27 protein-coding genes are annotated in these 26,046 nt (G+C 71.6%); 6 read left to right on the top strand and 21 right to left on the bottom strand.

Going from position 1 to position 26,046, the window contains the following annotated elements:
- The first annotated feature begins 16 nt into the window (after positions 1–16).
- A complete protein-coding gene (locus AB0D18_RS15610; protein ID WP_362417416.1) occupies positions 17–592 on the top strand; it encodes a hypothetical protein in 576 nt (191 codons plus the stop codon).
- Positions 593–688: 96 nt separating this feature from the next.
- On the opposite strand, the gene AB0D18_RS15605 is transcribed toward AB0D18_RS15610, so the two are convergent.
- From AB0D18_RS15605 to tsaB, 8 genes are all read right to left on the bottom strand, one after another.
- Positions 689–1,315, bottom strand: a complete 627-nt coding sequence (locus tag AB0D18_RS15605) for a hypothetical protein (RefSeq protein ID WP_362417413.1) — start codon at positions 1,313–1,315, stop codon at positions 689–691.
- A gap of 189 nt (positions 1,316–1,504) precedes the next feature.
- Positions 1,505–1,867, bottom strand: coding sequence for a hypothetical protein (locus AB0D18_RS15600; protein WP_362417410.1), 363 nt, complete (start codon positions 1,865–1,867; stop codon positions 1,505–1,507).
- A 63-nt stretch (positions 1,868–1,930) separates the two neighbouring features.
- The gene (locus AB0D18_RS15595) at positions 1,931–2,686 is read right to left on the bottom strand and encodes an amidohydrolase family protein (protein WP_362417408.1); all 756 of its coding nucleotides are present in this window, start codon (positions 2,684–2,686) and stop codon (positions 1,931–1,933) included.
- A 244-nt stretch (positions 2,687–2,930) separates the two neighbouring features.
- Positions 2,931–3,473 carry a hypothetical protein gene (locus AB0D18_RS15590; protein WP_362417405.1) on the bottom strand — a complete coding sequence of 181 codons (543 nt, stop codon included), beginning with the start codon at positions 3,471–3,473 and terminating at the stop codon, positions 2,931–2,933.
- A 170-nt stretch (positions 3,474–3,643) separates the two neighbouring features.
- Complete coding sequence (locus tag AB0D18_RS15585; RefSeq protein WP_362417402.1) at positions 3,644–3,910, bottom strand: hypothetical protein; 267 nt, start codon at positions 3,908–3,910, stop codon at positions 3,644–3,646.
- Positions 3,907–5,121 (bottom strand): tRNA (adenosine(37)-N6)-threonylcarbamoyltransferase complex transferase subunit TsaD, encoded by a 1,215-nt coding sequence (gene tsaD, locus AB0D18_RS15580; RefSeq protein WP_362417400.1) that lies wholly within the window; start codon positions 5,119–5,121, stop codon positions 3,907–3,909. The genes AB0D18_RS15585 and tsaD overlap by 4 nt, the downstream gene beginning before the upstream one ends.
- A complete protein-coding gene (rimI, locus tag AB0D18_RS15575; protein ID WP_362417591.1) occupies positions 5,118–5,588 on the bottom strand; it encodes a ribosomal protein S18-alanine N-acetyltransferase in 471 nt (156 codons plus the stop codon). The genes tsaD and rimI overlap by 4 nt, the downstream gene beginning before the upstream one ends.
- Before the next feature lie 53 nt (positions 5,589–5,641).
- Positions 5,642–6,331: a tRNA (adenosine(37)-N6)-threonylcarbamoyltransferase complex dimerization subunit type 1 TsaB gene (gene tsaB, locus AB0D18_RS15570; RefSeq protein WP_362417397.1), complete on the bottom strand. Its 690-nt coding sequence runs from the start codon at positions 6,329–6,331 to the stop codon at positions 5,642–5,644.
- 122 nt (positions 6,332–6,453) lie between these two features.
- Here tsaB and AB0D18_RS15565 point away from each other — a divergent pair, with 122 nt between their 5' ends.
- Positions 6,454–7,023 carry a hypothetical protein gene (locus AB0D18_RS15565; protein ID WP_362417394.1) on the top strand — a complete coding sequence of 190 codons (570 nt, stop codon included), beginning with the start codon at positions 6,454–6,456 and terminating at the stop codon, positions 7,021–7,023.
- A 59-nt stretch (positions 7,024–7,082) separates the two neighbouring features.
- Here the strand turns inward: AB0D18_RS15565 and AB0D18_RS15560 are convergent, their stop codons facing one another.
- The 4 genes from AB0D18_RS15560 to alr form a co-directional block, all read right to left on the bottom strand.
- Complete coding sequence (locus AB0D18_RS15560) at positions 7,083–7,298, bottom strand: hypothetical protein (protein WP_362417392.1); 216 nt, start codon at positions 7,296–7,298, stop codon at positions 7,083–7,085.
- A gap of 260 nt (positions 7,299–7,558) precedes the next feature.
- On the bottom strand, positions 7,559–8,101 hold the full coding sequence (tsaE, locus tag AB0D18_RS15555; RefSeq protein ID WP_362417389.1) for a tRNA (adenosine(37)-N6)-threonylcarbamoyltransferase complex ATPase subunit type 1 TsaE: 543 nt from the start codon (positions 8,099–8,101) through the stop codon (positions 7,559–7,561).
- Positions 8,073–9,311, bottom strand: coding sequence for an alpha/beta hydrolase (locus AB0D18_RS15550; protein ID WP_362417386.1), 1,239 nt, complete (start codon positions 9,309–9,311; stop codon positions 8,073–8,075). The genes tsaE and AB0D18_RS15550 overlap by 29 nt, the downstream gene beginning before the upstream one ends.
- 100 nt (positions 9,312–9,411) lie before the next feature.
- A complete protein-coding gene (gene alr / locus AB0D18_RS15545; protein ID WP_362417588.1) occupies positions 9,412–10,599 on the bottom strand; it encodes an alanine racemase in 1,188 nt (395 codons plus the stop codon).
- 296 nt (positions 10,600–10,895) lie between these two features.
- Between alr and AB0D18_RS15540 the strand changes: the two genes are divergently transcribed.
- The gene (locus AB0D18_RS15540) at positions 10,896–11,783 is read left to right on the top strand and encodes a L,D-transpeptidase (protein ID WP_362417384.1); all 888 of its coding nucleotides are present in this window, start codon (positions 10,896–10,898) and stop codon (positions 11,781–11,783) included.
- A gap of 178 nt (positions 11,784–11,961) precedes the next feature.
- On the opposite strand, the gene AB0D18_RS15535 is transcribed toward AB0D18_RS15540, so the two are convergent.
- The 4 genes from AB0D18_RS15535 to AB0D18_RS15520 all read right to left on the bottom strand — a co-directional run bounded on the left by AB0D18_RS15535 (position 11,962) and on the right by AB0D18_RS15520 (position 16,810).
- Positions 11,962–13,494, bottom strand: coding sequence for an NAD(P)H-hydrate dehydratase (locus AB0D18_RS15535; RefSeq protein WP_362417381.1), 1,533 nt, complete (start codon positions 13,492–13,494; stop codon positions 11,962–11,964).
- Between the two features lie 61 nt (positions 13,495–13,555).
- Positions 13,556–13,924, bottom strand: a complete 369-nt coding sequence (locus tag AB0D18_RS15530) for a holo-ACP synthase (protein ID WP_362417378.1) — start codon at positions 13,922–13,924, stop codon at positions 13,556–13,558.
- A 48-nt stretch (positions 13,925–13,972) separates the two neighbouring features.
- On the bottom strand, positions 13,973–15,820 hold the full coding sequence (gene glmS / locus AB0D18_RS15525; protein WP_362417375.1) for a glutamine--fructose-6-phosphate transaminase (isomerizing): 1,848 nt from the start codon (positions 15,818–15,820) through the stop codon (positions 13,973–13,975).
- Between the two features lie 216 nt (positions 15,821–16,036).
- Positions 16,037–16,810: a hypothetical protein gene (locus tag AB0D18_RS15520; RefSeq protein WP_362417372.1), complete on the bottom strand. Its 774-nt coding sequence runs from the start codon at positions 16,808–16,810 to the stop codon at positions 16,037–16,039.
- A 277-nt stretch (positions 16,811–17,087) separates the two neighbouring features.
- Between AB0D18_RS15520 and coaA the strand changes: the two genes are divergently transcribed.
- The gene (gene coaA / locus AB0D18_RS15515) at positions 17,088–18,074 is read left to right on the top strand and encodes a type I pantothenate kinase (RefSeq protein ID WP_362417369.1); all 987 of its coding nucleotides are present in this window, start codon (positions 17,088–17,090) and stop codon (positions 18,072–18,074) included.
- Between the two features lie 75 nt (positions 18,075–18,149).
- Here coaA and glmM read toward each other — a convergent pair whose 3' ends face one another.
- The 4 genes from glmM to AB0D18_RS15495 form a co-directional block, all read right to left on the bottom strand.
- Positions 18,150–19,508 (bottom strand): phosphoglucosamine mutase, encoded by a 1,359-nt coding sequence (gene glmM, locus AB0D18_RS15510; RefSeq protein WP_362417366.1) that lies wholly within the window; start codon positions 19,506–19,508, stop codon positions 18,150–18,152.
- A 235-nt stretch (positions 19,509–19,743) separates the two neighbouring features.
- The gene (gene rpsI / locus AB0D18_RS15505) at positions 19,744–20,271 is read right to left on the bottom strand and encodes a 30S ribosomal protein S9 (RefSeq protein ID WP_362417363.1); all 528 of its coding nucleotides are present in this window, start codon (positions 20,269–20,271) and stop codon (positions 19,744–19,746) included.
- Positions 20,272–20,317: 46 nt separating this feature from the next.
- Entirely contained in the window at positions 20,318–20,761 is a 444-nt protein-coding gene (gene rplM, locus AB0D18_RS15500; protein ID WP_362417360.1) for a 50S ribosomal protein L13, read from the bottom strand.
- Between the two features lie 363 nt (positions 20,762–21,124).
- A complete protein-coding gene (locus AB0D18_RS15495) occupies positions 21,125–22,744 on the bottom strand; it encodes an ATP-binding cassette domain-containing protein (RefSeq protein WP_362417357.1) in 1,620 nt (539 codons plus the stop codon).
- Between the two features lie 251 nt (positions 22,745–22,995).
- Between AB0D18_RS15495 and AB0D18_RS15490 the strand changes: the two genes are divergently transcribed.
- Both AB0D18_RS15490 and AB0D18_RS15485 read left to right on the top strand, forming a co-directional pair.
- The gene (locus tag AB0D18_RS15490) at positions 22,996–23,955 is read left to right on the top strand and encodes a hypothetical protein (RefSeq protein WP_362417354.1); all 960 of its coding nucleotides are present in this window, start codon (positions 22,996–22,998) and stop codon (positions 23,953–23,955) included.
- Between the two features lie 137 nt (positions 23,956–24,092).
- A complete protein-coding gene (locus tag AB0D18_RS15485) occupies positions 24,093–25,181 on the top strand; it encodes a hypothetical protein (RefSeq protein WP_362417351.1) in 1,089 nt (362 codons plus the stop codon).
- Between the two features lie 50 nt (positions 25,182–25,231).
- Here the strand turns inward: AB0D18_RS15485 and AB0D18_RS15480 are convergent, their stop codons facing one another.
- Entirely contained in the window at positions 25,232–25,606 is a 375-nt protein-coding gene (locus tag AB0D18_RS15480; RefSeq protein ID WP_362417348.1) for a hypothetical protein, read from the bottom strand.
- Positions 25,607–26,046 lie beyond the last annotated feature (440 nt).

Here is a 26,046-nt window from a genome sequence, read left to right as displayed (position 1 = left end):
CAAGTAGGGTCGCACCATGACTCACCTGGAAGACGCCCTGCGCGAAGTGCGGCGCGTCCTCGGGCCCCGTACCGAGGACGGCAGCAGCGACGACTGGTCCGCCCCCGCCGGGTCCCTGACCTGGTCCTGCTGGGAGACCACCGCGCACATCGCGCACGATCTGACCGCGTACGCAGGGCAGTTGGCGGCCCGGCCGACGGACCGCTATCTGCCGATGGACCTGACCGTCCGGCCCGGGACCGCCCCGAGTGACGTACTGCGCGTGATCGCCGCCGCCGGTGGAATGCTCTCCGCCGCGCTGGCCGCCTCCGGGCCCGAGGTGCGGGCGTACCACTGGGGCCCGTGCGATCCGACCGGGTTCGAGGCGATGGGGGTGGCCGAGGCGATGCTTCACACGTACGACATCACGCAGGGCCTGAAGGTGGAGTGGATGCCCCCGGCCCGGCTGAGCGGCTTCGTGCTGGAGCGGCTGTTCCCCGAGGCCCCCGCGGGCGATCCGGCGCACGTGCTGCTCTGGTGCACCGGTCGCGGCGATCTCCCCGGCCACGAGCGGCGTACGGAGTGGGTGTGGCAGGCCGCACAGGACGAGTAGCCGGTGCGCATAGCCGACGCCTGTAATCGGCGCCGGTAGCCGGCGCCGGTAGCCGGTACGCATAACCGGCGCGTCGGTAGCCGGCGCCGGTGCCGGTCAGTTCCGGTCGCGGCGGCGCCCCGGCACCCGTACCGCCCACCGGTAGTGGCCCACCGCCTTGACCGACCCCAGCAGCCCCACCACCCACATCACACAGCCGAAGCCGATGAAGTAGGCGGCGTCCGCGTACGTAGCCGACCCCGGGCGCGCCGTCGCCGCGTACCCCAGCGAGGTCCACAGGCCGACTGCCGCAAGCAGGAAGGAAGGGAGCAGCCAGCCGAGGCTGCGGGAGGGGGCGCACAACCGGGCATCGACGGCGGGGTCGGGGCCCAACTCGGCCCAGGCGCGCAGTCGTTCACGTATCGTCCGGTCGCGCTTCACGCCCAGCCACAGCAGGATGACGGCGGGCACGATCGCGCCGATGCCCAGTACGAGGAAGACGCCGCCGATCAGGACCTCGGGAAAAGCGCCGCCGTCGAAGGCCTGGAGCGCGACCCCGACGCACCCCCACCCGACCGCGAGCAGCACCCCGTACAGCCAGAATCCGACGGCCGCGGGCGCTCCGAGCCATCTGCGGCCCAGCTCCTCCATCGCGCGCGCCCGGTCGGTCAGCATCGCCTCCCGGTCCGGCCAGGCCCAGATGTCCGGGGCGGGCGGAGACGGCGGCAGGGGCGGGCGGGGCATGGGCGTCCTTCGTACGTACGGGGCAGTCGGGGCCGCGTTGACGCTACCGCGCACCCCGAGCCGTACGAACGGCCGGGTCCAGGGATCCGCCGGGCCTCAACAGCTCCTCACAGCCCTTGGAGGTCCGTCAGCCTTAAAGGCCCGTCACGGCCCGTCAGCCCTTAAAGGCCCGTCACGACCCGTCAGCCCTTAAAGATCCGTCAGCTCTTCCGCGTACACCTGCGAGAGCGGCTGTGGCCCCACGTACTGCTGACAGTTGCAGCTGCCCGCCTCGAAGCGGATCGGCTTCTTGTTCTCGTCCCACGCGGTGGGCGTCTCGACCGCCTCGTGGCACTTGCCGGCCTTGTCGTGCTTGGCGAGGTGGTGCGTACAGCCGCAGATCGGCTCCGGGGGCTTGTTGGCCGCCTCGATGGCCTGACGCTCCTTGCGCTGCGTCTCGATGCGCTCCAGCTGGCGCTTGTGCCGGGTGTCCAGCGCCTGGCGCCCCATGTTCGCCAGACCACCGAAGCCGCCCATCATGAAGAAGATGAACAGCCACCAGTACCACTCCATTTGACGCCCCTTCCCCCGCCCCGCACTTGTGCGACAAGGGTACGCCGCTTCGGTCAACAGGGACTAAAAGCGGAGGAGCTCCGCCGCATTGCCCTCGGGCACCAGCGCGTCGAACTCCCCTGTGCGGTACGGGTATCCACTGCCCAGCAGCAGCCGCTCCGGACCGAACGTCACGGCCGCCCGACGCAGGGACTCCGCGTCGGCGACGGCGTGGTGGTGGAAGGGGTTGAGGGGGCGGTCGGGCGGAGTGCTGCCGGTGGTAATGAGGCGGATGTTCGGGTACGGGGCCAAGTCCAGCCACTCGTAGGCCCGTGGGGAATCCTCCCCGCCCGTGGGATGCAGCAGGAGTACGGCACCGCGCCGCTCCAGCGCGTCGAGGAGCGGGACGAACTCCGGGTCGGAGAGCGGCCGTCCGAGGACGGTCGTGGTGACGGCCGCACCCAGGAACCCCAACTCGTCGACTGCATATCCCAGTTCGTCGCCCGCCGCGAGGCCGTTGGGCAGCGGGAGCGCGGCGAGCGCGCGGAAGCGGGTGGGGTGGGCACGGATCAGGTCGGCGTACGCGGCGTTGGCGACGCGCGCGGCACCGAGCGCCTGCACGGAATCGTCGAAGTACGGGGTGAGGGGCGGTGCGGACAGCACCTGTACGTCGACCCCGGCGGCGTCCATGGCGGCGAGGCGGGCAGCGATCTCCGGCGGGGTGCTCCCGCCGCCCTCACCGCGCAGCCCGGTGGTCGTGGCGGGCGAACCGTGGAGCTCGTCGAGCATGTCGAGGTAGAGCTCGGGGAAGTAGTGCGCGTGGACATCGACCCTGGTCATGGAAGTGCCGCCTCCTTCATGGGCTCTCGTACGAGGCTGCCACGGGCGGGGGCGGGGCGCGCGGTGGGGATTTCGGGGGCGGGGAGGGCGCGCAGGCGCGGCAGGGAGGGCACGCGAGCGCGGCACGCCGGCAGGGCGGAGCGGGCACGCGAGCAGAACACGCAGGCAGGGCGGAGCGGGCACGCGAGCGGGCCGTGGCCGAGGACCTCAAGGTCTCCGGTCACGGCCCGCTGTGCCGCCCTCGTCACCCCTTCGGGCCCGCAGGGTCGGCGGGCCTCACGGGAGCAGCCAGTTCCGCGGGGCTGAGGGGGCTCGTCGCAGCGCGGTGGTGGCCGCACCAGCCGACGTAGCTGAAGTTGTCGACGTACTTGGCGCTCATCCAGCCGGAGCGGTTCCACAGCTTGAACCAGATGGTGTTGCCGCCGACGTTCTGGCCGCGCACCTTGCAGGCGATGCGGACGATGGCGTGCGAGGGGTACGAGCCGATGTTCGCGGAGTGCGTGGTCGGGTGGGACCGGACGATCTGTCCGGTGTGCGAGGTCACCCTGCCGCCGACGCCCCACCGCGCGGCGACGGTGTTCACGGCCTGCACGGACTCGGCGGTCCGCACGGAATCGGCGGTCCGCACAGACCCGGCGGCCTGCACGGACCCGGCGGCCTGCGGTGCGGCGGCGACGGACGTGACCGGCGCGGCGACGGCCCCGGCCGGCGCACCCACCGCGAGCACGACACCCAGGGACACTGCACCCAGAGCGGCCTGGGCCACCTTCAGCTGCGATACGAACATACGGCGGACTCACTTTCTCGACGAGCGGGACGAGCGGTACGAGCGGAGGGGTGACCCCCCGGCACCGCCGAGTCTCAAGTCGAATTGTCCGAAAAGCGGTTAACGCCACTCGGGAGTCAGCCGTATGGCCCAGCCCGGACCCGCCGGTCTCCGGCGGCCCCAGTCGCCCCCTAGGGCCGCCGCTCCACCGATTCGAACCGCCACCTGTGCACCGGCCGGGAGATCAACTCGGCGTCGGGCTCCGGGAGTTCGGGCAGCTCCGCGTCATAAGGAGCGTCCCACCAGGTGAGCACGAGAACCCGGTCCTGCGGCGCCCGGAAGATCTCGCGGCGCAGCGGCGGGGTGGCGAGGACCTCCGCCTGGGCGTAGGCCCACTCAAGGAGCTCGGGGCCCTTGCCGTCGACGGCGCGGGCCTCCCACATCAGCGCGAGGGTCATGAGTAGAGGTTGTCCTTGCTGATCTCGTGGACGTGGTCGTGGTCGTGGGCATGCCCGTGGCCGTGCGAGTGACCGTGCGCATGGCCACCCCCGTGACCACCCCCGTGACCGGCCCCGCCACCGTCTCCCTCGCCGTCCTCATGACCGTGCGCATGGCCCGGTACGTGCGGTTCCGTCACCGGCAGCGAGGAGTCAGCGGACAGGTCCCAGTCGGAGGCGGGCCTGCCCCTGGCCACCATCTCGGCTCCCAGCGCCGCGACCATCGCACCGTTGTCCGTGCACAGGCCGGGGCGCGGCACCCGCAGCGTGATGCCCGCCTTCTCGCAGCGCTCCTGGGCGAGCGCCCGCAGCCGGGAGTTCGCGGCGACACCGCCGCCGATCATCAGGTGGTCGACGCCCTCGTCCTTGCAGGCGCGTACGGCCTTCCTGGTCAGGACGTCGACGACCGCCTCCTGGAAGGACGCCGCCACGTCGCGCACCGGCACCTCCTCGCCCGCGTTCCGCTTCGCCTCGATCCAGCGCGCCACGGACGTCTTGAGGCCGGAGAAGGAGAAGTCGTACGCCGGGTCGCGCGAGCCGGTCAGACCGCGCGGGAACGCGATCGCCTTCGGGTCGCCCTCCCTGGCGAGGCGGTCGATGACCGGGCCGCCGGGGAAACCGAGGTGGAGTACGCGGGCGATCTTGTCGAAGGCCTCGCCCGCGGCGTCGTCGATGGTCGCGCCCAGGGGGCGTACGTCGGAGGTGATGTCGGGAGCGAGGAGCAGGGACGAGTGCCCGCCGCTGACCAGGAGGGCCATGGTCGGCTCGGGGAGCTTGCCGTGCTCCAGCTGGTCGACGCAGATGTGCGAGGCGAGGTGATTGACGCCGTAGAGGGGCTTGCCGAGGGCGTACGCGTACGCCTTGGCCGCCGTCGTGCCGACGAGCAGCGCGCCCGCGAGGCCCGGACCGGCCGTGACCGCGATGCCGTCCAGGTCGGAGGCGGCGATCCCGGCTTCCTTCAGGGCCCGCTCGATGGTCGGAACCATCGCCTCCAGGTGCGCGCGGGAGGCGATCTCGGGGACCACTCCGCCGAATCTGGCGTGCGTGTCCACGCTGGACGCGACGGCGTCGGCGAGCAGCGTCGTGCCGCGGACGATGCCGACGCCGGTCTCGTCGCAGGAGGTCTCGATGCCGAGGACCAGGGGTTCGTCGATACCGCTGGTGAGGTTCATGGCTGGATCTCTTCTGTCTCTTCGGTCGTGGTACGCCGCATCACGAGCGCGTCGATGTTGCCGGGCTGGTAGTAGCCGCGGCGGAAGCCGATCGGCTCGAAGCCGAAGCGCTCGTAGAGCCGCTGCGCGCGGGTGTTGTCGACGCGCACTTCGAGCAGCACCTCGGTGCACTCGAAGGCGGTCGCGTGCTTGAGGAGGTCGGCGAGGAGGCGGGCGCCGAGGCCCGTGCCCCACTGGTCGCGGGAGACCGCGATGGTCTGCACGTCACCGAGGTCTCCGGCGGCGGCGAAGCCCGCGTACCCGACGAGGCGGCCACTCTCCCGGTCCTCGGCGACGACGTAGCGCCGGGTGGCGCGGGGGCCGCGCGCGAACGCCAGCTCGGACCAGAACATGCCGGGCGACCAGGCGTCCTCGGGGAACAGCTCGTGCTCCAGGGCGAGCACAGGCCCGATGTCCCACCAGCGCATCTCGCGCAGGACCGCCGAGTCGGCCCGGTCGCTCAACCTGCTTGCCGCAGCGGTCACTGGGGGGTGACCACCTTGTAGTTCTTGGGCACCTGCGCGTCCGGCCGGCGCAGGTAGAGGGGAAGCGGCGGCAGGAACTCCGTCCCCGCGGCCAGCTTCTCGGCGGCCAGCGAGGCGAGCGCCGCCGCCGACACGTGCTCGGGGCCGCGCGCGTCCGGGAAGGCCTCCGGGTAGAGGAGCGCACCGGCCCCGGCCACCGGCAGGCCGGCGAGCTGCTCCGCGATCTCGGCGGGGCGGTCCACGGCGGGCTCGGTGGTGCGGGTGCGCGCGTCGTCGTAGCGCGCCCAGTAGACCTCCTTGCGGCGGGCGTCGGTCGCCACCGCGAAGGGGCCTTCGATGCCGCCCCCGGTTCTCTCCCCGGCCGCCGCCCCGGTCCCCGCCGCGTACGCCAGCGCGTCCAGCGTGCACAGGCCGTGCACGGGGACGCCGAGCGCGAACCCGAAGGTCTCGGCGGTCGCGAGGCCGACACGCAGTCCGGTGTACGGGCCCGGTCCCACGCCCACCACCAGACCGGTGACGGCGTCGAGCTTCAGACCGGCCTCGCGGAGGGTCGAGTCGATGAGGGGCAGCAGCAGTTCCCCGTGCCGGCGCGCGTCGACCCGGGTGGTCTCGGCGACGACGAACGAACCGTCGTGGAGGGCGACGGTGACGGCAGGGGTGGCGGTATCAACAGCGAGCAGGAGCACACAAACAGCCTACGGCCCGCGCAGCGGAAGCACGGCGTCCGTACGGGCCGTACACCTGCTGCTACCGTCACGACAAAGTCGTGCAGAACCTCGGTCTGAGTCGAAACGAAAGGTGCAGCAAGGTGGCTAGCAGCAGCTCGGGAATCGTGGCCGGGCTCACCGCGGGGGCACTCGCCGTCGTCGGGTTCCTCGCCTACCAGGCGTCGGCGAGCGCACCCTCGTCGGCGGTCGCCGCCAGCTCGTCCGCCTCGCCCTCCGCCACCGGCCCCACGGAGAAGGCCCGCAAGCCGTCACCGCTGGCGCTGCCCGCGAACTCCGGCAGCGGCACCCGGGTCGTGTATTCGCTGGCGGGCAAGCGGATCTGGCTGGTGGACTCCGAGGCGAAGGCCGGCACCAAGCCGCGGACCTTCCCGGTCGCGCCGAGCGCGGTCAACCCGACGCCGGACACCTACCGGGTCCTCACCCGCTCCTTGAAGATCACGGGCTCGGACGGCAAGCCGGTGGAGCACGTGGTGCGGTTCGCGAACGTCGACGGGACGACGATCGGCTTCAGCGCGGCCGTCGACGGGACGATGCCGAAGCCGGGCGCGACGCCGCAGGAGGGCACGGGTGCGGTGCGCCTCAGCCGCGCGGACGGCACCGCGGTGTGGGAGTTCGCCACGGTCGCCGTCAAGGTGGTCGTCGTCCCGTAACCCCCGCACCCGTAATCCCCACACTCGAACGAGGGCAACGGGGACACCGAGGGGATCGTCTAGGCAGCGTCGCGCTGCCCGGCGGTCCCCTCTTCGCTGCCCCGGGTACGGGCCGGGGACTGGCGGGCCGGGGACTGGCGGGGCGGGGTGGACACCGCCGTGGCCGCGGCACAGGACGCGAGCAGGGCGCTCATGGTGACGGGAGCGGTGACGGGAGCAGGCGCGGGCGCGGCAGGCGTCATGGGCTTCTCGACTTCTCGTTCCGGTGCCGACATGGACGCCTCCTGGGGCGACGGGAGCAGGCGCAGGGCGAAGGTGGTTAGGCTGGCCTAACCAAGGCCTCGGAACCCATGTGACCATGTCCGGCACCCCCGATGCAACATCTTCCCGACACCTTGTCGGAAAGTACGGCGTGTCAGGAGAACGCACGGCGCGCCGCGCAGGTTCCCGGTCGCCCCCCCCCGGAGCCGTCAGCCCCCTCGGCACCGCCACCCCAGCACCGTCAGCCCCTCCAGCGCCGTCAGCCCCAGCGCCGTCAGCCCTCCAGCGCCGTCAGCCCCTCCAGCGCCGTCAGCCCCTCCCCCGCCCAGCGCGCCCCGATGCCGTCGAGCCGTACCTTCCGTACGTCGTCGTCCGTGTCGCCCGTCGCCCGGTCGATGACGACGTGCAGCCGGCTCTCCGACAGGTCCTCGACCTTGCCGTCGCCCCACTCCACGACGATCACCGAATCGGGCAGCGAGACGTCCAGGTCGAGGTCCTCCATCTCGTCGAGGCCGCCGCCGAGCCGGTACGCGTCGACGTGCACCAGCGCGGGCCCGTCGCCGAGCGGCGGGTGCACACGGGCGATGACGAAGGTCGGCGAGGTGACGGCGCCACGCACCCCCAGCCCCTCGCCGAGGCCGCGGGTCAGCGTGGTCTTGCCGGCGCCGAGCTCACCGGTGAGCATCACGAGATCGCCGGGGCGCAGCAGCTTGGCCAGCGAGCGCCCCAGCTCCCCCATTTCGGCGGGGGAGTTGACGGTCAGGGAGTGGGAGTTGATCGGGGCGTTCTCAACGGCCCCGCTGTGCGGTGCTTCCATGCTCGTCAACGTTAGGGCCTGTCGCAGCCGCCGGCGGTACGGCCCCCACGCGCGCCAGCAGCTCGGTGAGGCGTCCGTTCACCAGCTCCGGGAGTTCCAGCATCACCAGGTGCCCCGCGTCGGGGACGATCACCAGTTCCGCGTCCGGGAGCAGCTCGGCGATGGCCTCGCTGTGCGAGCTCGGGGTGACCAGGTCCTTCGTACCGGCCAGCACCAGCACCGGCACCTCCGCGAAGATCTGGAGCGCCGCCGCCTTGTCGTGGTCCTGGAACGCCGGGTAGAACTCGGCGACCACGTCGATCGGCGTCCCCTCGATCAGGCGCTCCGCGAACCGGGCGACCGCCGGGTCCACGTCCCGCGACCCGAACGAGTACCGCTTGATGACGCCCGCGAAGAGGTCGGCGGTGGCCCGGCGCCCCCGCTCGACCAGTTCCGCCTGCGAGCCCAGGGTGCGCAGCACGCGCGGCAGGAAGCGGCGTATCGCGTTCATCCCCGCGACCGGCAGCCCGAAGTTGACCTCGCCCATGTGCCCCGACGACGTACCGACGAAGGCGACGCCGACGACGCGCTCGCGGATCAGCTCCGGGAACTGGTCGGCCAGCGCCATCACCGTCATCCCGCCCATCGAGTGCCCCACCAGCACCAGTGGCCCCTCGGGCGCCGCCGCGTCGATGACCGCCCTGAGGTCGCGGCCGAGCTGGTCGATGGTGACCTCCTCGCCGTCGGCCTGGGCCATGCCGCGCGCGGAGCGGCCGTGGCTGCGCTGGTCCCAGTGCACGGTGCGCACGGCGCCGCGCAGGGCGGCGCGCTGGAAGTGCCAGGAGTCCTGGTTGAGGCAGTAGCCGTGACTGAAGACGACGGTGACGGGGGCGGGCGCGCGGCGGCCGAAGAGCCCCCTGCGCTTGGCGGGGGCGTCCGGCTCCGGGTCGTCCGTCTCGTAGTAGAGCTCGGTGCCGTCGTCGGCGAGCGCGGTGCCCGGGGTGCCGCGCAGCGAGCCGTACGGGCCGGCCGCGTCCAGGGCCAGCCGGGCCTTCTTGCGCATGCCCCGGCCGACGGTGAGCCGCTCGACGGCGACACCGGCCGCCGCGCCCGCGGCGACCACGCCTATGGCGGCGCCTGCCAGGCCTGCCCGGCGCCAGTTGCCGGAGACGGCCGCCTCGGTCGCCGCCTGCGCAGCGGCGACCGCGCCCTCCGTGCTGCTCTCGCTCACGTGCCGCTCCTTGCTGGTGCGCCTGCCGGGCCGACGGTGTGCCCGTGGTGTACCCGTCTACCGGTCCACTGGTCCTGCCGGTCCACCGGTCCTACCCGCCCTATCGGTCCTGAGATGGGTCCTCGTTCACATGGACGCGCGGGATGCGCTGACCGATGCGCGTGACGATCTCGTACGCAATCGTGTCCGCGGCCTGCGCCCAGTCCTCGGCGGTCGGCTCGCCCCGGTCACCCGGGCCGAACAGGATTGCTTCTTCCCCCGGTTCGACCGTCTCACCGCGGAGATCGACCACGAACTGATCCATCGCGATCCGGCCGCGAGCACGCCGCCACCGGCCGCCGACCAGGACCGGACCGCGCCCCGACGCGTTCCGCGGGATCCCGTCCGCGTACCCGACCGGGATCAGGGCGAGCGTCGTGGCGCGCTCGGTGACGTAGTGGTGGCCGTAGCTGACGCCGTGTCCCGCCGGGACGTCCTTGACCAGGGCGACGGACGCGGCGAGCGTCATCACCGGGCGCAGCCCCAGCTCGGCGGGCGTGCCCAGCTCGGGGCTCGGCGACACCCCGTACATCGCGATCCCGGTCCGTACGAGATCGAAGTGCGCGTGCGGGAGGGTCAGCGTGGCCGGGGAGTTGGCGAGGTGGCGGACCTCGGGGGCCAGCCCCTGCCCCTCCGCGTACGCGACCATCTCGCGGAAGGCGGTGAGCTGGAGTTCGATCGAGGGGTGGCCCGGCTCGTCGGCGCACGCGAAGTGCGACCACAGGCCGGTGACCTTCGCCGTGCCCTCCGCCTCGGCGGCGCGGGCGGCGGCGACCAGGGCGGGCCAGTCGGCGGGCTGGCAGCCGTTGCGTCCCAGGCCTGTGTCGGCCTTGAGCTGGATCCTTGCCGTACGTCCGAGGGCGCGGGCGGCGTCGGTGACCTCGCGCAGCGCCCACATCGCGCTGATTCCCATGTCGAGGTCCGCCTCGATGGCCTCGCCCCAGGGGTCGCCCGGGGTCCACAGCCAGCACATGACGCGCGCGTCGGCCGGGGTGATCCCGGCGGCGCGCAGGGCGAGCGCCTCCTGGGGGGTGGCCGTGCCGAGCCAGGTCGCACCGGCCTGGAGGGCGGCGCGGGCGCAGGGCAACGCGCCGTGTCCGTACGCGTCCGACTTCACGACGGCCATCAGCGCGGCGTGCGGGGCACGCGCGCGCAGGGACCGGACGTTGGCGCGCAGGGCGGCAAGATCGATCTCCGCACGCGCCCGCATCGGGGCCCGGGGCCTCGCCCGCGTCGTCGACTGGGTCATCGCCTGGCTCATCACGCTCTCGGTCTTCACGGTCATCGCGCCCCCAGTCTCGCAGAGGGGTACGACAGGGCCGGTCAAGGCGGTGCGGGGCAGGGGCCGGGCGACCGGCGCCACGCACCGATACGCGCGCATCCGACCCGTATGCACGAAATCACCACACGTCACACATTTGGCCTGCCCTGTCACCCGCGCGGCAGGCCGTGCCTGGCGCGCGGGCCGCGCGGGCCGCCCGATGGACTCCACAGGCGGCTCGCTTCCATGGGCTTGCCGCACGCACGCTGGAGAGCTGAGGAACCATGAAGCGCGTCCACCTCGCCCGTATACCCGCTCTGGCCGGCCTCGTCGCCGTGGCGGTGACGGCGGCCGTCGCCCCCGTGTCGTCGGCCTCGGCCGCTGTTCAGGCCGCCGTACCCGGTGCCCTGCCGGGCGCTGGTCCGGCCGCGTACGCCGCCCCCGAGCCGCCGTGCACCGCGCCCACCGGCCCGTACCAGAAGGAGCTGGAGGGCAAGCTCCGCCTCAGGGCCGACGGCAAGCAGTCGGAGGCCGACTGCGTCGCCATCCGCAAGCTCCAGCGGGACCTGAATATCGACCCGGCGGACGGCCGCGCCACCGCGAAGACGTACGGCCTGCTGCTGGTCCGCGAGGCCCGCAAGAACCCGAACGCGGCGGGCAAGTGCCCGATCCGCTACGGCTACTCCGTCACCTGCGTGGACCTCCCCCGCCAGCTCCTCTGGGTGCAGGTCGGCCGGAAGGTCACCTTCGCCCCGGTACCGATCCGCAGCGGCATCCGCGGGCTGGAGACCCGTACCGGCTGGTTCAGGATCTACTGGAAGCACAAGAACCACTTCTCCACCATCTACAACAACGCCCCGATGCCGTACAGCCAGTTCTTCAGCGGCGGGCAGGCGCTGCACGGCACGTACGGCGACCTCTTCGAGGCGGGTTCCGGCGGCTGCGTGAACCTGTACGTGGAGGACGCGGCACGCCTCTGGAAGAAGCTCGGCGTCGGCAGCATGGTCTACGTCTGGGGCGCCAAGCCGGGCACGAACGTGCGCAGCTGGGAGCCGCGCGACGGCCGCCGCCTCACCGACGACGAGCTCATCATCAAGGGCTTCGGCGGCGAGAACATCCCGCTGATGTGGGACCTGAACACCCCGATCACCCCGCCCACCCAGCAGAGCTGACCACCCCGGGGCGGCTTCCCACCGGAAAGCCGCCCCGGACTCACCCGGCCCTTGACCCTTGTCCTCACGCGCCGCTTGCCCCTTGTCCTCACGCGCCTGTGCTCACCCGCCGCCCAGCCCTGTGCTCACCCGATGCCATGGCCCGTAGCTCAAGCGATGCCGCCGCCCCCCCCTGTGCTCACGCGATGCCGCCGCCCCCTTGTGCGACAGCACCCCGCACGTCCCGCCAGGCCCCCGCGATCTCCCCCGCCACGTCTCCCGCCCCCACCGGCGCTCCCCGGGCCGCCCGCCGTCCCGCCAGGCCGTGCAGGTAGGCGCCCACCGAGGCCGCGTCGACCGCCCCCAGGCCGGATGCCAGCAGCGCGCCCGTCAGGCCCGAGAGCACGTCACCGCTGCCTGCCGTCGCCAGCCAGCCCGTTCCCGTGGGGTTGACCCGTACCGGCCGTCCTCCGTCCGGCGGTGCGACGAGCGTGGTCGAGCCCTTGAGCAGGACCGTCGCCCCGTACTTGGCCGCCAGCTTCCGCACCGAGCCGAGCCGGTCGGCCTCCACCTCCGTCCGCGCCACGCCCAGCAGCGCCGCCGCCTCCCCCGCGTGCGGCGTCAGTACGGTGGGCGCGTCGCGGCCCCGTACCGCCTCCGGGTCGAGCTCCCGCAGCCCGTCCGCGTCGACCAGCACCGGCACGCCGGACGCCAGCACGTCTGCCAGCACGTCCTTCGTACGGTCGTCCAGGCCGGGCCCGACAACCCACGCCTGCACCCGTCCAGCGTCCCCGGGCGTCCCGTCGCTCACCAGCACCTCGGGGAACCGCGCCAGCACCGCGTCCCCGCCCCGGCCGACGTACCGCACCGCACCGGCACCGCCGTGCAGCGCCCCCGCCACCGCGAGCACCGCGGCGCCCGGGTAGCGCGCCGACCCGGCGACGATCCCCACCACACCCCGCCGGTACTTGTCGCTCTCCGCGGCCGGCAGGGGCAACAGGCCCGCCACCTCGGCGTGCTGGAGCGCCTCCACATCGGCAGGCGCCCCGGCCGTCTCCAGCCCGAGGCCGACGAACCGCAGCACCCCGGCCCGCTCCTTCGCCGGGTCGATCAGCAGCCCCGGCTTGTACGTCCCGAACGTCACGGTGACGTCGGCCCGAACGCACTCGCCCTCGATCCGCCCGCTGTCGGCATCGATCCCGCTCGGCAGATCCACCGCCACCAGCACCGCCGCGGCGGCCTCGGCGGCCCGCACCAGCGGCACCGCCTCCGGGCGCAGCCCGCCCCGTCCGCCGATCCCGGTGATCGCGTCCATGACCAGATGGGCGCGGTGGAGTGCCACGTACGCGGCGGATCCCGCGCCCGCACCACCCGCACCGCTCGCCTCATGCACCTCGTGGGCCTCGTGCGGCCCCGCCACGATCCGTCCCCCGGCGGCGCGCAGCGCGGTTACCCCGCCCGCGTGCGCCCGCTGCCGCGCATCGACCAGTACAGCCGTGACTCCGGCCCCGCGCCTGGCGAGCCGCGCCCCGGCGTAGAGGGCGTCGCCCCCGTTGTCGCCGCTGCCGACGAGCAGCACGACCCTCGCCCCGTACACCCGCCTCTCCAGCAGATCGGCGCAGGCGGCGGCCAGTCCGGCGGCGGCGCGCTGCATGAGCGTGCCCTCCGGAAGCCTGGCCATGGCCTCCCGCTCGGCGGCCCTGACGGTCTCGACGCTGTGTGCGGTACGCATGCCTCCGAGTCTGCCGCAGAGGCCTCTGGACGGGGCCGAAGCCACCCCCATGGCCCACCCCCTACCCCTCCGCGATCACCACCGCCGAAGCCACCCCCGCGTCATGGCTGAGCGACACGTGCCACGACCGCACTCCCAGCGCCTCGGCCCGCGCGGCCACACTCCCCGAGACCCGCAGTCGGGGCTGTCCCGTCTCCTCGACGTACACCTCCGCGTCCGTCCACAGCAGCCCGGCCGGCGCACCCAGCGCCTTCGCCAGTGCCTCCTTGGCCGCGAACCTCGCCGCCAGCGAGGCGATCCCCCGCCGCTCCCCGCTCGGCAGCGTCAACTCCCGCTCCACGAAGAGCCGTTCGGCCATCTGCGGCGTACGCGCCAGCGCCGCCCCGAACCGCTCGATCTCGGCGACGTCGATCCCGACCCCAACAATCATTTACTCACTCCAGCCCACTCTGCTCACTCTGCTCACTCCGGCTCCAGCTCACTCCACGGTCACGGACTTCGCCAGATTCCTCGGCTGGTCCACCTCGTTGCCCCGCGCCGTCGCCAGCTCACAGGCGAAGACCTGCAGCGGCACCGTGGTGACCAGCGGCTGAAGAAGCGTAGGCGTACGCGGCACCCGGATCAGATGGTCGGCGTACGGCACCACCGCCTCGTCCCCCTCCTCCGCGATCACGATCGTCCGCGCCCCGCGCGCCCGGATCTCCTGGATGTTGGACACGATCTTGTCGTGCAGCACCGACCGCCCCCGCGCCGACGGCACGATCACCACCACCGGCAGATCCTCCTCGACGAGCGCGATCGGCCCGTGCTTCAGCTCGCCCGCGGCGAACCCCTCCGCGTGCATGTACGCCAGCTCCTTGAGCTTCAGCGCACCCTCCAGGGCCACGGGGTATCCCACATGGCGGCCGAGGAAGAGCACCGTGTTCTTGTCCGCCAGGGACCGCGCCAGCTCCCGCACCGGCTCCATGGTCCCCAGCACTTCCTCCACGGCGCCGGAGATCTCCGACAACTCCCGTACGACGTCCCGGACTTCGTCGCCCCACTTGGTCCCGCGCACCTGCCCCAGGTACAGCGCCACCAGATAGCACGCCACCAGCTGCGTCAGGAACGCCTTCGTGGACGCCACCGCGACCTCGGGACCGGCATGCGTGTACAGCACCGCATCCGACTCCCGCGGGATGGTCGACCCGTTCGTGTTGCAGATCGCCAGCACCTTCGCGCCCTGCTCACGGGCGTGCCGCAGCGCCATCAGCGTGTCCATGGTCTCGCCGGACTGCGAGATCGCGATCACCAGTGTCCGCGCGTCCAGGATCGGGTCCCGGTAGCGGAACTCGCTCGCCAGCTCCGTCTCGCAGGGCAGCCGGGTCCAGTGCTCGATCGCGTACTTGGCGATCATCCCCGCGTGAAAGGCCGTCCCGCACGCCACGACGACGACCTTGTCGACCTCCCGCAGCACGCCGGCGGGAATTCGCACCTCGTCGAGCGTCAACTGCCCACCCGCGTCGATGCGCCCCAGCAGGGTGTCCGCGACCGCCTTGGGCTGCTCGGCGATCTCCTTCAGCATGAAGTAGTCATAACCCCCCTTCTCGGCCGCCGAGGCGTCCCAGTCCACGTGGTACGCCCGCACCTCCGCGGGCGCACCGTCGAAGTCGGTGACGCTCACCCCGTCCCGCCGGAGCTCCACCACCTGGTCCTGGCCCAGCTCGATCGCCGACCGCGTGTGGGCGATGAACGCGGCGACGTCCGACGCGAGGAAGGACTCACCCTCTCCAACGCCCACCACCAGCGGGGAGTTCCTGCGCGCCCCGACCACCACGTCCGGCTCGTCCGCGTGCACCGCGACGAGCGTGAACGCACCCTCCAGCCGTCTGCACACCTGCCGCATCGACGCCGCGAAGTCACCGCTCGCCGAGAAGCACTCGGCCAGCAGGTGCGCCACCACCTCGGTGTCCGTCTCGGACGCCAACTCGTGTCCCCGCTCGGCCAGTTCGGCCCGCAGCGCGGCGAAGTTCTCGATAATCCCGTTGTGCACGACCGCGACGCGCCCCGCGTTGTCCAGATGGGGGTGCGCGTTGGCGTCGGTGGGCCCTCCGTGGGTTGCCCACCGGGTGTGCCCGATCCCGGTGCTCCCGGCGGGCAACGGCCGCCCCACCAGCTCCTTCTCCAGGTTGACGAGCTTGCCCGCCTTCTTCGAGGCCGCCAGCCCCCCGTCCGCGAGCACCGCAACCCCTGCCGAGTCGTACCCCCGGTACTCCAGCCGCTTCAGCCCCGCGACGACGACATCCAGCGCCGACTGCCCACCGACGTAACCCACGATTCCGCACATACTCCGCAGCGTAAGCCGGACCAAGCCTTGGGCCCGGGAGCCGCACAGCACGAAGCCGGGAGCCGCAGGGCACGAGCCAAGGTGCCGCACAGCACGAAGCCGGGAGCCGCACAGCCACGGGCCAAGGTGCCGCAGGGCACGGGCCACGGTGCCGCACCGCACGAAAAACCCCGCCCCGGCACGGTGGCCGGAGCGGGGATCGCATGCGAGGAACGGTCAGCCGAGCTTCTTCACCTGGGCGTCGATGACGCCCGCCGGCTGCGCCTTGACCGTGCCGCCCAGGCTGATCGTGTAGAAGGTGGCAAGCGTGCTCCCCTCGCGCACCGCCGCGAGCTTCATGACGACCTCGGTGCCGTCACCGTCCATCGTGAGCGTCCAGCCCTGCGCCTCGTCGCCGCCGGTCACCGTGTCCGCGAGCACCTTGGTGATCTTGACCTTCTCTCCGGCCTGGTCGCCGGTGAAGCCGCCCCCACAGGCCTGGCCCGCCTTGCTGAGCGCCGCGAACGCCTCCTGCGCGCCCTTGCCCTCGTACGAGGCGAGCCGGTCCGCCGTGACCGGCTGCGTCATCGCGGCGATTCCGGCCTTGGCCTTCTCCTCGGCCGACGCGTTCGGGTCCACCTTCATCTTGGCGGGCTTCTCGACGGCCTTGCGCAGCACGTGGGCCGCCGGCTTCCCCATCGGTATCGCCGCCATGGCGTCGCCGAGCGGCTTGCACTCCGCCTTGTCGGTCTTGACCGCGCCGTCCGGGACCTCGTCGGCCTTCGTGCCGTTCTTCACCATGTGGGTGGACAGGTCACCCTCTGCGAGGGCGGCCTTCTCCAGCTCCGCGGCCGACAGTGCCTTGGCCGCGGCCTCCTCCGGCTTGGCGGGAGCGCCCGCGGCCGGAGCATGGGCGGCGGGCTTGTCCGCCGCACAGGCCCCGACCAGCAAGGTCAGCGAAGCCGCGGCCACGGCGGCCACGGCGGTACGACGAAGATCGGTGCGACGCATGAAAGGAAACCCTCCGAGTGGTACGAAAAAGGTGACCAACGCCCCCCGCGTACAGCTGCCGGTCACCGGCCACGCGGATTCTGTTGTGTCAAGGAAATGTAAAGCCGGGACCAGCCTCCGGGACACCGAATTCCCCCCGCCCCTGCACCTCTCCCAAGATCGTGACCGGCGCGCAATCCCACCTCCCCCCGATCGAGACCGGACCCCGCAAAACCCTGCCTCCACGTGACCCACCCCACCCCGCCCGACCGGCGACAAGGGCGCCCCACCCCCGACAATGGGCTGTGTGATCACTTCGCCGACGCGTTGCTCCCCCCGCCGGGCCGAGTCGTCCCCGTACCTGGACCTCACCCGCACGGAGTGGAGCGCCCTGCGCGAGAAGACGCCGCTGCCCCTCACCGCCGAGGAGGTCGAGCGGCTGCGCGGTCTGGGCGACGTCATCGACCTCGACGAGGTACGCGACATCTACCTCCCGCTGTCCCGCCTCCTCAACCTCTACGTGGGCGCCACCGGCAACCTGCGAAGTGCCCTCAACACCTTCCTCGGCGAGAACGGCACCCAGCGCGGCACCCCCTTCGTCATAGGGGTCGCGGGCAGCGTCGCCGTCGGGAAGTCCACCGTCGCCCGCCTCCTCCAGGCCCTCCTGGCCCGCTGGCCGGAGCACCCGCGCGTGGAGCTGGTCACCACCGACGGCTTCCTGTACCCGATGAAGGAACTGGAGAAGCGCGGCCTGATGGCCCGCAAGGGCTTCCCCGAGTCGTACGACCGCCGCGCCCTGACCCGCTTCGTCGCCGATGTGAAGGCCGGGAAGGACGAGGTCACCGCCCCCGTCTACTCCCACCTGATCTACGACATCGTCCCCGGCGAGCGCCTCACCGTGCACCGCCCGGACATCCTGATCGTCGAGGGCCTCAACGTCCTCCAGCCGGCCCTCCCCGGCAGCGACGGCAAGACCCGCGTCGGCCTCGCCGACTACTTCGACTTCTCGGTGTACGTGGACGCCCGCGCCGAGGACATCGAGCAGTGGTACCTCAACCGGTTCCGCAAACTGCGCGCGACCGCGTTCCAGAACCCGTTCTCGTACTTCCGCAAGTACACCCAGGTCTCCGAGGAAGAGGCCCTCGACTACGCACGCAACACCTGGCGCACCATCAACCGCCCCAACCTCCTGGAGAACGTCGCCCCCACCCGGGGCCGCGCCACCCTGGTCGTCCGCAAGGGCCCGGACCACAAGGTCCAGCGGCTGTCACTGCGCAAGCTCTGAGCGTTCCGTACGTACGAAAGGGGCTCGGCCGGAAGTGAATCCGGCCGAGCCCCTGTCACGTACCGCTCAACAGGCCTAGCCCAGCGCGGACTTGACCACATCCGCCAGACGGCCGGCAACGGCCTTCGCCTGCTCGATGTCGGCGGCCTCCACCATCACGCGCACCAGCGGCTCGGTGCCCGACGGGCGCAGCAGCACCCGGCCGGTGGCGCCCAGCTCGCGCTCGGCGTCGGCGACGGCCGCGGCCAGCTCCGCCGACGTACCGACACGGGACTTGTCGACGTCGGGGACGTTGATGAGGATCTGCGGCAGCCGCGACATGACGCCCGCCAGGTCCGCGAGACCGCGGCCGGTGGCGGCGATCCGGGCGGCCAGCATGAGGCCGGTCAGGGTGCCGTCGCCGGTGGTGGCGTGGTCGAGGACGATGACGTGTCCCGACTGCTCGCCGCCCAGCGCGTAGCCGTGCTCCTTCATCGACTCCAGGACGTAACGGTCGCCGACGCCGGTCTGGACGACCCCGATGCCCTCGCCCTCCATGGCCAGCTTGAAGCCGAGGTTGGACATGACGGTGCCGACCACGGTGTTCTTGCGCAGCTGTCCCGCCTCGCGCATGGCGAGGGCGAGCACGGCGAGGATCTGGTCGCCGTCGACCTCCTGACCTGCCGCGTCGACGGCCAGGCAGCGGTCGGCGTCGCCGTCGTGCGCGATGCCGAGGTCGGCGCCGTGCTCGACAACGGCGGCCTGCAGGCGTTCCATGTGCGTGGAGCCGTAGCCGTCGTTGATGTTGAGACCGTCCGGCTCGGCGCCGATGGTCACGATCTCGGCACCGGCGCGCGCGAACGCCTCCGGGGAGACGCGCGAAGCGGCGCCGTGCGCCTCGTCGAGAACGACCTTCAGGCCGTCGAGACGGTTCGGCAGCACGCCCATCAGGTGGGCGATGTACTTGTCGAAGCCCTCGTCGTAGTCCGTGACACGGCCGACACCCGCTCCGGTCGGACGGTCCCACGCCTCGCCGCTGCGGTGCTGCTCGTAGACCTTCTCGATCCGCACCTCCAGCTCGTCGGCCAGCTTGTGGCCGCCGCGCGCGAAGAACTTGATGCCGTTGTCCGGCATGGCGTTGTGGCTGGCGGAGAGCATCACGCCGAGGTCGGCGCCCAGCGCACCGGTGAGATACGCCACCGCGGGGGTGGGCAGCACACCGACGCGCAGGACGTCCACGCCCGCGCTCGCCAGGCCTGCCACGACGGCGGCCTCCAGGAACTCGCCCGAGGCGCGCGGGTCACGCCCGACCACTGCCGTCGCCCGATGGCCCTCGAACGTACCGGCCTCGGCGAGTACGTGCGCCGCCGCGACCGACAGACCGAGCGCCAGCTCCGCCGTCAGGTCCGCATTGGCAACGCCGCGTACACCGTCAGTGCCGAAGAGTCGTCCCACAACTGTCCTCCGAAATGCCGTCGTGCTTCGAAAACCGTGCTTCGAGAGCTGTACTCCGAGAGCCACTCCGAGAGCCGTGCTTCGAAAAGCACACTCCTGAGCGCTTTGTGCCCGTTTTACGCCCGAGGAAGTCCAATAAAGGTCCAAGAAAGGTTCCAAGCGAACTACACGAACGCCCCGGCGGCACGAAGAGTGCCACCGGGGCGAACGGTGATGCTGCTGAGCAAGCTCGTGATTAACGCTTGCTGTACTGCGGCGCCTTGCGGGCCTTCTTGAGACCGGCCTTCTTGCGCTCGACCGCACGGTCGTCGCGGCAGAGGAAGCCGTTCTTCTTCAGGATGGCGCGGTTGTTGTCGACGTCGGCCTCGTTCAGCGAACGGGCGACACCGAGGCGGAGCGCACCGGCCTGGCCGGAAACGCCGCCACCCGAGATACGGGCGATGACGTCGTAGCGGTCGTCCAGCTCGAGCACCTTGAAGGGCTCGTTGACTTCCTGCTGGTGGACCTTGTTCGGGAAGTAGTCCTCGAGCGTACGCCCGTTGATCTTCCACTTGCCGGTGCCCGGAACGATCCGGACGCGGGCGATGGCGTTCTTGCGACGGCCAAGGCCGGCGGCGGGCTGCGGGTCGCCGAAGCGGCCTGCGAGCGACTCGCTGGTGTACTCGCCCTCGACGGGAACCTCCGACTCGAAGGTGGTCACCTCAGCGAAAGTCTCTTCGCCTTCGGTGCCCTCGACGGGGGTCTCAACAGTGGTCTCGGCCACGATTCTCCTCAGATCTTTCTGTACGTCTTAGGGGGTGTGGCCGGAACTACTGCGCGACCTGGGTGATCTCGTACGCGACCGGCTGCTGTGCAGCGTGCGGGTGCTGGTCGCCTGCGTAGATCTTCAGCTTCGAGAGCATCTGACGGCCCAGGGTGTTCTTGGGGATCATGCCCTTGATGGCCTTCTCGACGGCCTTCTCCGGGCTCTTCTCCATGAGCTCGTCGTAGCGCATCGAGCGGAGGCCGCCCGGGAAGCCAGAGTGGCGGTACGCCATCTTCTGGGTCTTCTTGTTGCCGGAGAGGTGGATCTTCTCGGCGTTGATGATGATGACGAAGTCACCCATGTCCATGTGCGGCGCATAGGTCGGCTTGTGCTTGCCCCGGAGGAGGTTCGCTGCCGTAGTCGCCAGACGGCCCAGGACGATGTCCTGAGCGTCGATGATGTGCCACTGGCGAGTGACATCGCCGGGCTTGGGGCTGTACGTACGCACTTCGTAGCCTTCGCTTCTTCAGTGGATGGGGTCCAGACACATGGCGCCCCTGAAGCGATCGTGCAGCTGGGGCTCACAATGCTGGGGACGCTGCCCATATGCGAACCACTGGTAACTGCTCCAGGGAACCTACGTAAGGGCCCTTCGCGTGAGAACGACGAAGCCAATACGCATAACAAACCAGAAGAATACCCGCCACCCCCGCACGGGTCAAAACGCCCCCACACCCCTTGTCCCCCTTGACGCATCCCCCCCGCCGCCCCCAGCCCCCTTGGGCAGCGGGGCCGCCCCCCGGGGGCGGAACGGGTGGGCAAGGGGGCGGCCCCACGCGGAGCACGCCCCACCCGACCGCCCGCGCCCCCGCTAGCGAGCCCTCTCAACCCTCCGCTCATCCCAAACCGGCTCCACCGTCTCCCGCACCACCCCATCCGACCCGAACACCAAATACCGGTCGAACGACTTCGCAAACCACCGGTCGTGCGTCACCGCCAGCACCGTCCCCTCATAAGCCTCCAACCCCTCCTGAAGCGCCTCCGCCGACTCCAGGTCGAGGTTGTCCGTCGGCTCGTCCAGCAGCAGCGCGGTAGTCCCCCTCAGTTCCAGCAGCAGAATCTGGAACCGCGCCTGCTGCCCGCCCGACAGCCGCTCGAACCCCTGGTCCCCCTGGCCCTCCAGCTCGTACCGCCGCAGCACCGACATCGCGCCGCCCCGGTCCTTGGAGTGCTCGGCCCACAGGATGTCGACCAGGGTCCGCCCGATCAGCTCCGGATGCGCGTGCGTCTGCGCGAAGTGCCCGGCGACCACCCGCGCCCCCAGCTTCCACGCCCCGGTGTGCTTGACGTCCTCGCCCGCCAGCAGCCGCAGGAAGTGCGACTTCCCGGACCCGTTCGACCCGAGCACAGCCACGCGTTCCCCGTAAAAGACCTCCAGGTCGAACGGCTTCATCAGCCCGGTCAGCTCAAGGCCCTCGACGGTCAGCGCCCGCACTCCGGTCCGGCCGCCCTTCAGCCGCATCCGGATGTCCTGCTTCCGCGGCGGCTCCGGCGGCGGCCCCACGTCCTCGAACTTCTTGAACCGCGTCTGCATCGCGTGATACCTCGACGCCATGTCCGGGCTGATCGCCGCCTGGCCCCGCAGCCGCAGCACCAGCGCCTTGAGCCGCGCGTGCTCCTCCTGCCAGCGCCTCAGCAGCTCCTCGAAGCGCTCGAACCGCTCCTTACGGGCATCGTGGTACGTGTCGAAGCCCCCGCCGTGCATCCACACCTCGGACCCCGTCGGCCCCGGCTCGACGCTCGCGATCTTCTCGGCGGCCCGCGACAACAGCTCCCTGTCGTGGCTCACGAAGAGGACCGTCTTCCGCGTCTCCTTGAGCTTCCCTTCCAGCCACCGCTTGCCCGGCACGTCCAGATAGTTGTCCGGCTCGTCGAGCAGCAGTACTTCATCGGGGCCCCGCAGCAGCGCCTCCAGCACCAGCCGCTTCTGCTCGCCCCCGCTCAGCGTCCGCACTTCCCGCCACTGGGCCTTCTCGTACGGCATGCCCAGCGCGGCCATGGTGCACATGTCCCAGACCGTCTCGGCCTCGTACCCCTGGACCTCGGCCCAGTCGCTGAGCGCCTGCGCGTATTCCATCTGCGCGGCCTCGTCGTCCCGCTCCAGAATCGCGGCCTCGGCCTTGTCGACGGCGGCCGCGGCGGTACGAATCCTCGGCTGGGCCACCGAAACCAGCAGGTCACGCACGGTCCGCTCATCGCGCACCGAACCCACGAACTGCCCCATCACCCCGAGCCCACCGCTCACGGTCACCGACCCGCCGTGCGCCTGCAGCTCCCCCGCGATGATCTTCAGCAGAGTCGTCTTCCCGGCGCCGTTGGGCCCGACGAGGGCCACCACGGCCCCTTCACCCACCCGGAACGAGACGTCACCGAGCAGCACCCGCCCGTCCGGCAAGTAGTACTCGACGTGTCCGACCTCAAGATGTCCCATACCGGCATTCTCACCGCCAGCCGCTCCACACCCCAATCGGATTACGAACGCCGGGCCCCGCGCACCTCGCCCCCCTAGTTAGGATGCGCGGCATGAGCTTCGGGCATGGGGGTCCTTCCGACGGCCCCGGGGGCCAGCCCCCGCACGGCAACGACCAACCCCACCACGCCGGTTACGGCCCCCCTCCGCAGGGCCCCACCGAAACCCCCAACCCCTACCTCACCCAACCCCCGAGGCAACCCCCTGCCCCCATGCCCCCGGTCCAACTCGTCCCACCCGCCGCCCCCCAGCCCCCTTGGGCAGCGGGACCGCCCCCCGGGGGCGGAACGGGTGGGCAAGGGGGCGGCCCCCACGCGGCCCCCCACCCCTCACTCCCGCCCCACCCCGCCCCCGGAACCGGCCCGACCCCCGACTGGTCCGCCCTGGCCGACGCCACCGCATCCCGCACCCGCCGCAAACGCCTCCTCTACATCGGCGGCGGCATCCTCGCGACCCTCACCATCGGCGCCCTCGTCGCCACAGCCGTCATCTCCAGCGGCAGTTCCCCCTCCACCGACGGCAAGAACTCCGCCCTGCCCTCCCCCGAATCCCTCCCCACCGATCCCACCGCCCCCACCCCCTCCTTCTCCCCGGTCGCACCCCCGCCCCCGCCGGACCCCAAGGAGTTCATCTCCAGCGCCCAGAAGGACAAGGCCCCCCTCAACGCCGACACCCTCTTCCCGGGCAAGTCCCTCACCCTGGACGGCCGTTCCTACGCGAAGGGCGCCACCAGCCGCACCACCGACTGCGCCTCCGCCACCCAGGGAGCCCTCGGTGGCATCCTCACCCGCAACGGCTGCGGCCAGGTCATCCGGGCCACCTTCACCAAGGGCGGCACCGCAGTCACCGTCGGCGTAGCGGTCTTCGAAACGGAAGCCCAGGCCCTCAAGGCGAAGGCCCAGGTGAAGGACGGCGTCGCCTCCCTCCCCGGCACCGGCGTCCCCACCTTCTGCCGCAACGGCACGATCTGCCGGAAGACCGCCAACTCCTACGGCCGCTACGCCTACTTCACCGTCAGCGGCTTCACCGACAACAAGAAGAACGTCACCACGACCGACAAGGCCGTCTACACACTCGGCGACGACGCGGCGAAGTACACGTTCCTCCGCATCGTCGAACGGGGCCGCACCCAGGCCTCCGCAGCAGCCACCTCCACCACGGCCAACAGCTGACCTGCTTCTTCCCAAGCTCCCGGTCTCGCTCAAGCAGGGGAGACCCCACTCACCCCCGGCCCCTGGCGGCCCACCCACCCCCTGACTAACCTGTCGGCGGGGCAGCGCAAGGGCCTGCCATCATCGGGGGGCGAAGCATGGAAACGGGCAGAACCGACCGACACCACACCTCGGACTCCCCCACCCCGGAAGCCGACACCACCCCGGAAGCCGACACCACCCCGGGCCCCAGCCCCTCCCGCGAATCCCGCGAATCCCGCGAATCCCAGGAACCGCGGGAAACCCAGGAACTGCGGGAAACCCAAGAGACCCGGGCCACCCCGGGCACCAGCTCCCACCCCCCGGCCCCCGAACCCCCGCCTGCCACAGAGCAGTTCGCGCATCGGACCGGCTCCACTCCCTCACGGCCCGAACCGGACGGCCCGGAGGACACCCCCGCCGGCCCCACGGAGACCGAGCCCCCGGCCGCAGAATCCACCCGCCCCAGCTGGCCCAAGGTCGTCCCGCACCAGCCACCCCCCACCTCACCGGAACCCCCCGAGCCCCCCCGCCCCGGCAACGGCCCCCGCCCGGAAACCCCCCGCGCCACCCCCATATCCGCCTCCGCCCCCTCCCCCATACCCCCGCGCGCCCGCGCATCCGGCTCCTTCAGCGCGGTCGGCCCCACCGCCCCACCCCCGCCGCGCTACAACCAGCACCGCCAGCAGCCCGAAGAGCCCCCCGCCCCCGGCCCGCCCCAGCCCGCCGAAACAGATCCGGACGCGCGCCGAGCCGTCTACCGGGACCGTGCCACCGGGTTCGCCACCGGCGTCCTGCACACCCTCGGCTTCACCCTGCTCACCGTGTACGAGTATTTCCGGGCCACGGCCAGCACCCTCTCCACCGCCCAACGCGCCACGGGCGGCCCCGAGAAGCTGCGCGAAATAGCCGCAATGCAGGCCGACTTGGCCCACGAGGGCTGGTACGGAGCCATCGGTGACATAGCCCGCACGGTCACCTTCGACCAGCCCCGCGCCGCCCTGTGGTCCGCCGTCTTCCTCGCCGTACTCGTACGCCTGAACCGCAGCGGCCCGCCGCGCACGCAGCTCGCCCTCTCCGTACTCGCCGCCGGATACTGCGCCGTGCTCGCCCTGCTCTGGTTCCCGTTCCTCTACGGGCTCGGCGGTGCGAGCGTCGTCGCCCTCGCCGCGACCGGCACCCTCCTCTGGGCCGCCACCCGCCGCTGACCACCGCAGCAGCAGCAGCCAACCGTCGCGAACCCGACGCCAACCGGCACCTACCCCCGATAGACCATCGTGCAGAGCAGCGTCCCGCCCCCGTCGACCTGCCAGGACCAGTAGTACGTCCGGTCGTCCGGGGCCCGCCGGCAGTTCCCCGGCGCCCGGCCGGACGAGGGCTCGTACACCCCGGTGATGTGCAGGACCGTGTTGTACGGAGGCGTGGCCCGCTTCGCCTTGCAGTCGACGGCCGTCATCGCCCCGAGCCGCATGGCCGTACCGCCCGCCCCCTTGCCCGCGCTCTTCTCCGCCAGCACGCAGTACCCGGCCTTGTACTGCCGGGTCAGGCACAGCACCCGCTTCTCCGCCCCCGAGCGGTGTGCCACGTACGACAACCCGTCGCCCGTCGGGCAGGCGCTCCAACCGGTCCGCACCGCACTGACCCTGGTCAGCCCCGCATCCCCGGAACACCCGACCTTCTGAGGTATTCGGGTGTTCCACCCGTCCCCCGTGTCGAACAGTGCAAGACAGTCCCCGGCCCGCGCCGCAGCGAAAGCCTCACCCCTCGCTTTGTCGTCCTGCTTGCCGTCCTGCTTGCCTTCCCTCGAAGAATCGCCCGCCGAAGAATCGCCTGCCGAAGGCCCCCCTCCCGAAGAGCCCCCTCCCGCAAGCCCCTCCCCCGCAGGACCCCCTCCCGAAGGGCTCTTCGACCCCTCTGGAGCATCCGAAGCACGCGGCACCCCGAGCGCCACTCCGGCCGCCTGCGCCGGCCCCCCGCCCCCGTCCCCCTTCTCCAGGACCTGCGGCACCACAAAGACCCCGAACAGCGCCACCGCGATCAGCAGCACCCACACCCCGCGCTTCCGTGCCCCCG

The organism is Streptomyces sp. NPDC048442 (assembly GCF_040651475.1).
Taxonomy (GTDB): Bacteria; Actinomycetota; Actinomycetes; order Streptomycetales; family Streptomycetaceae; genus Streptomyces.
Note: the sequence above shows the minus strand (reverse complement) of the source record. Positions and strands in the feature narration are given on the sequence as shown.

What these genes read in the sequence shown, in the direction of transcription:
- AB0D18_RS15540 (WP_362417384.1), top strand. Translation starts at nt 10,896, where the DNA reads ATGAAGCGCGTCCACCTCGCCCGTATACCCGCTCTGGCCGGCCTCGTC.
- alr (WP_362417588.1), bottom strand. Translation starts at nt 10,599, where the DNA reads ATGACCCAGTCGACGACGCGGGCGAGGCCCCGGGCCCCGATGCGGGCG.
- AB0D18_RS15520 (WP_362417372.1), bottom strand. Translation starts at nt 16,810, where the DNA reads ATGCGTCGCACCGATCTTCGTCGTACCGCCGTGGCCGCCGTGGCCGCG.
- AB0D18_RS15490 (WP_362417354.1), top strand. Translation starts at nt 22,996, where the DNA reads ATGCCCCCGGTCCAACTCGTCCCACCCGCCGCCCCCCAGCCCCCTTGG.
- coaA (WP_362417369.1), top strand. Translation starts at nt 17,088, where the DNA reads ATGGGCTGTGTGATCACTTCGCCGACGCGTTGCTCCCCCCGCCGGGCC.
- AB0D18_RS15595 (WP_362417408.1), bottom strand. Translation starts at nt 2,686, where the DNA reads ATGACCAGGGTCGATGTCCACGCGCACTACTTCCCCGAGCTCTACCTC.
- tsaD (WP_362417400.1), bottom strand. Translation starts at nt 5,121, where the DNA reads ATGAACCTCACCAGCGGTATCGACGAACCCCTGGTCCTCGGCATCGAG.
- AB0D18_RS15560 (WP_362417392.1), bottom strand. Translation starts at nt 7,298, where the DNA reads ATGTCGGCACCGGAACGAGAAGTCGAGAAGCCCATGACGCCTGCCGCG.
- AB0D18_RS15485 (WP_362417351.1), top strand. Translation starts at nt 24,093, where the DNA reads ATGGAAACGGGCAGAACCGACCGACACCACACCTCGGACTCCCCCACC.
- glmS (WP_362417375.1), bottom strand. Translation starts at nt 15,820, where the DNA reads ATGTGCGGAATCGTGGGTTACGTCGGTGGGCAGTCGGCGCTGGATGTC.
- AB0D18_RS15535 (WP_362417381.1), bottom strand. Translation starts at nt 13,494, where the DNA reads ATGCGTACCGCACACAGCGTCGAGACCGTCAGGGCCGCCGAGCGGGAG.
- AB0D18_RS15530 (WP_362417378.1), bottom strand. Translation starts at nt 13,924, where the DNA reads ATGATTGTTGGGGTCGGGATCGACGTCGCCGAGATCGAGCGGTTCGGG.
- AB0D18_RS15585 (WP_362417402.1), bottom strand. Translation starts at nt 3,910, where the DNA reads ATGACCCTCGCGCTGATGTGGGAGGCCCGCGCCGTCGACGGCAAGGGC.
- tsaE (WP_362417389.1), bottom strand. Translation starts at nt 8,101, where the DNA reads ATGGAAGCACCGCACAGCGGGGCCGTTGAGAACGCCCCGATCAACTCC.
- AB0D18_RS15610 (WP_362417416.1), top strand. Translation starts at nt 17, where the DNA reads ATGACTCACCTGGAAGACGCCCTGCGCGAAGTGCGGCGCGTCCTCGGG.
- AB0D18_RS15605 (WP_362417413.1), bottom strand. Translation starts at nt 1,315, where the DNA reads ATGCCCCGCCCGCCCCTGCCGCCGTCTCCGCCCGCCCCGGACATCTGG.
- rimI (WP_362417591.1), bottom strand. Translation starts at nt 5,588, where the DNA reads ATGCGCTGGTGGGACATCGGGCCTGTGCTCGCCCTGGAGCACGAGCTG.
- AB0D18_RS15495 (WP_362417357.1), bottom strand. Translation starts at nt 22,744, where the DNA reads ATGGGACATCTTGAGGTCGGACACGTCGAGTACTACTTGCCGGACGGG.
- AB0D18_RS15600 (WP_362417410.1), bottom strand. Translation starts at nt 1,867, where the DNA reads ATGGAGTGGTACTGGTGGCTGTTCATCTTCTTCATGATGGGCGGCTTC.
- AB0D18_RS15590 (WP_362417405.1), bottom strand. Translation starts at nt 3,473, where the DNA reads ATGTTCGTATCGCAGCTGAAGGTGGCCCAGGCCGCTCTGGGTGCAGTG.